A 3924-nucleotide genomic window follows, 5' to 3' on the forward strand; every position below is an offset into this window, starting at 1 on the left:
GCGCGTTAGAACGCGCCGACTCGGCGGCTTTTGGGGTCAAGATGCGCCGACTCGGCGTTTAAAACGACGAAAGGAAGGGGAGATCTCCCCTTCCACTAATAACTTTATAGCGCATACAGGGGCTTGCCGCAAGGCCCCCGGATTGGGGCAGAATCTCCTCCTCGAACAGGTAAAACGCCTGATCAGACAGGGGATTCAGCAGTGGAAGCATTCGATCTCGCGGGGCGGCACGACGCCAAGGCGGACCCGGCACTGATCGCGGAGGACGAGCGGCACTTCGCCGCCATCAAGCAGAGCCTCGAGGAGCAGGTCGCCGAGCTGCACGAGCGGCTGGACGACGTACGCCGCCGGCCGGGAGGTCACGGCCAGGAGGCGATGGACCGCGACCTGGAGGTGCACCGCATCGGCGGGCAGCTACGGATGCTGCGCCGGTTCAGCCTGGATCTGTGTCTGGGGCGGATCGTCGCCGAGCCCGGCCCCGACGGCCGGAGCCGGACGATCTACATCGGCCGGCTCGGGCTGACCGGCAGCGACGGACAGCGACTGCTGGTGGACTGGCGCTCGCCGGCGGCGGAGCCGTTCTTCGCGGCCACACATGGCGACCCGAGCGGGCTGCTGAGCCGGCGCCGCTACCGCTGGACCAACGGCCGGATCACCGACTACTGGGACGAGGTCTTCACCGCCGACGGACTTCAGGGGCATGCCGCGCTCGATGACCAGTCGGCCTTCATCGCCACGCTCGGCAGCAGCCGCTCCCCGCGGATGCGGGACGTGCTCGGCACCATCCAGGCCGACCAGGACGCCATCGTCCGCGCGTCCTCCCGGGGCGCTCTGGTCGTCGACGGCGGCCCCGGGACGGGCAAGACCGTGGTGGCGCTGCACCGCACGGCGTACCTGCTCTACTCCGACCCTCGCCTGGGCGAGGGCAAGGGCGGGGTGCTGTTCGTCGGACCGCACGAGCCCTATCTCTCCTACGTCGCCGACGTGCTGCCGAGCCTGGGCGAGGAGGGCGTACGCACCGCCACGCTGCGCCGGATGGTGCCCGAGGGCGCGTCGCTCGCGCCCGAGACCGACCTGGAGGTCGCCCGGCTCAAGGCCGACTCCAGGATGGTCGCGGCCATCGAACCCGCGGTCGCGCTCTACGAGAAGCCGCCGTCGAAGCCCACGCTCGTCGAGACTCCGTACGGCGACGCGGTGATCAGCACCAGCGACTGGGCCGAGGCACTCGCCGCCGCGGAGCAGGGCGTGCCGCACAACGACGCCCGCGACCAGGTCTGGGACGCGCTGCTGCGGATCGTGACCGACAAGATCCAGCAGAACGCAGGCGACGACCCCGACCGCGACTACGACGCCGATGTCGACGATTGGGCCGAGGATGCCTGGAACAGCCCGGGCCAGGGGGAGGACGAGTTCGACGCGTACGGGCTCGTCGACGAGGACGCGACCGACGCCCTGCGCGCCTCGGTGGAGACCAACGCCGAACTGCTCGACGTCTTCGGCCAGGTCTGGCCGCGGCTGCGGCCGGCCGACATCGTCGGCGACCTGTGGGAGGTGCCGGCGTTCCTGCGGATGTGCGCGCCCTGGCTCTCCCCCGAGGAGGTGGACCACCTTCAGCGCGAGCGGGTTCTCCAGGCCGGTCAGGCGTGGACCGAGGCCGATCTGCCGCTGCTCGACGCCGCCCACCGCCGGCTCGGCGACCCCGATGCCTCCCGGCGCCGGAGCGCACAGAAGGCAGCCGCGGCCGCCGACCGAAAGGCGAAGGCCGAGGTCGTCTCGGACCTGATCAGCCACGACGACTCGGACATGAAGGTGATGTCGATGCTGCGCGGCCAGGACCTGCGGACCGCGCTCGTCGACGACTCCGTCAGAGAGCCGGACGAGCTCGACCCGTACGCAGGTCCGTTCGCGCACATCGTCGTGGACGAGGCCCAGGAGCTGACCGACGCCGAGTGGCAGATGCTGATCAGCCGCTGCCCCTCGCGCAGCTTCACGATCGTCGGCGACCGGGCGCAGGCGCGGCACGGGTTCACCGAGTCGTGGCAGGAGCGCCTCGAGCGGGTCGGCCTGGACCGGATCGAGATGGCCGGCCTGAGCATCAACTACCGCACGCCCGAGGAGGTCATGGCCGAGGCCGAGCCGGTCATCCGGGCTGCCCTCCCCGACGCCAACGTGCCCACGTCGATCCGCGCCTCGGGGATCCCGGTCGCCCGCGGCGCCGTCACGGATCTCGACGTGATCCTGGACACCTGGCTCGCCGAGAACGAGGAGGGTGTCGCCTGTGTCATCGCCGCCGGCTCATCGGACGCTGAGCAGATTTCCTCGGGCTCCGCTTCGGCCGAAGGCCGCGTACGCCATCTGAGCCCCGTGCACGCCAAGGGGCTCGAGTTCGACCTGGTCGTGCTCATCGACCCCGATGGGTACGGGACGGGGATCGAGGGAGCCGTGGACCGCTACGTCGCGATGACGCGGGCGACCCAGCAGCTGGCCATCCTGACCTGAGTCAGTGCGTCCCTGTGTCAGTGCGTCGTGGCGGGGAGGTTGTCGTCCTCGCCCTTGTGGGGCTTGGGGAGCAGGCCCTCGCCGCGGAGCACGCCGGGCAGCAGCACCAGGAGCGAGATGACCACCGTGAGGATCGCAGGGAGGAGCAGGATCACGAGGAGCAGGCCGGAGGCGGTCATGTCCTCGGCGATCGGCCAGCCGTTGGGCACCTCGGCGCTGGCGGGGCCGGCGGCGGCAACAGAGGCGACGACGGCGGCAGAGGCGGAGGCGCCGAAGATGGCGGCGCGGCGCAGGATCTGGTTGCTCACGGGGCAGATACTAACCGGCGTACCTGTGGTTTCTCATCTCTACCCCTCGTCGCGGCGCCCGCAGCCGATGCCCGGTCGGGGATTGGCCGCAGCCCTTGAGCGGGCTGGATACTGGACCCCATGTCCATCCCCCCGAACCCCCCTCTGCTCTCGGTCTCCTGGTCGAAGCTCGGCGAATGGGTGATCGGCATCCCGCTGCGCATCGTCGGGCTGATCGTCCTCGCGATCGTGCTCCGCTGGATTCTCCATCGGGTGATCGACAAGGTCGTCGTCCGTGCCATGGAGAGCCCCGGTCTGGCCGGCAAGATCCCCAAACGCTTCGACGCCGGCGAGGCCATGACCGCGTCCTCTCGTCGCAGCCAGCGCGCGCAGGCGATCGGCTCACTGTTCAAGAGCGTCATCACAGGTGTCCTGGTCGCGATCTTCGCCACCATGATCCTGGACCAGCTCGGCATCAACATCGCGCCGATCATCGCCTCGGCCGGGATCGTCGGTCTGGCGCTCGGTTTCGGTGCCCAGTCCCTGGTGCGTGACTACCTCTCGGGCATCTTCATGATCATCGAGGACCAGTACGGCGTCGGTGACAGCATCGAGGTCAACAACATCAGCGGCACGGTCGAGGCGGTGACGCTGCGGATCACCCGGTTGCGCTCGCTCGACGGCACGGTCTGGTACATCCCCAACGGCGAGATCCTCACCGTCGGCAACCACAGCCAGAACTGGGCCCGCGCCGTCATCGACGTCGGCGTCGGCTACAACGAGGACCTCAACAAGGTGCAGCGGGTGCTCCGCGAGGTCTCCCACGACCTGTGGGTCGACGAGGAGTTCAAGGGCCAGATCATCGAGGAGCCCGAGGTCACCGGCGTCGAGGCGCTGGCCGCCGACTCGATCACCGTGCGGGTGCTCATCAAGACGCTGCCGCTCAAGCAGTGGGCGATCGCTCGCGAGATGCGCCAGCGGATCAAGGCCCGCCTCGACTACGAGGGCATCGAGATCCCGTTCCCGCAGCGGGTCATCTGGCACCGAGACGACAAGGCTGCCACCGAGGACGAGAAGGCCAACGTCTGACGTACGCCGGCGGTCGAGCTTGTCGAGACCTCGATGGTCTCGACAAGCT

Annotated in this window: 3 protein-coding genes; 2 read left to right on the forward strand and 1 reads right to left on the reverse strand. The window is 69.2% G+C overall.

Going from position 1 to position 3924, the window contains the following annotated elements; translation table 11 throughout:
• Positions 1-201: 201 nt before the first annotated feature.
• Complete coding sequence (gene helR / locus ACRDPS_RS22830; RefSeq protein WP_431503959.1) at positions 202-2499, forward strand: RNA polymerase recycling motor ATPase HelR; 2298 nt, start codon at positions 202-204, stop codon at positions 2497-2499.
• 17 nt (positions 2500-2516) lie between these two features.
• Here the strand turns inward: helR and ACRDPS_RS22835 are convergent, their stop codons facing one another.
• A complete protein-coding gene (locus tag ACRDPS_RS22835; RefSeq protein WP_431503960.1) occupies positions 2517-2807 on the reverse strand; it encodes a hypothetical protein in 291 nt (96 codons plus the stop codon).
• Positions 2808-2927: 120 nt separating this feature from the next.
• Here ACRDPS_RS22835 and ACRDPS_RS22840 point away from each other — a divergent pair, with 120 nt between their 5' ends.
• Positions 2928-3875, forward strand: a complete 948-nt coding sequence (locus tag ACRDPS_RS22840) for a mechanosensitive ion channel family protein (RefSeq protein ID WP_431503961.1) — start codon at positions 2928-2930, stop codon at positions 3873-3875.
• Positions 3876-3924 lie beyond the last annotated feature (49 nt).

Origin of the sequence: Nocardioides sp. (assembly GCF_050699375.1) — a bacterium.
Classification (GTDB): Bacteria; Actinomycetota; Actinomycetes; order Propionibacteriales; family Nocardioidaceae; genus Nocardioides.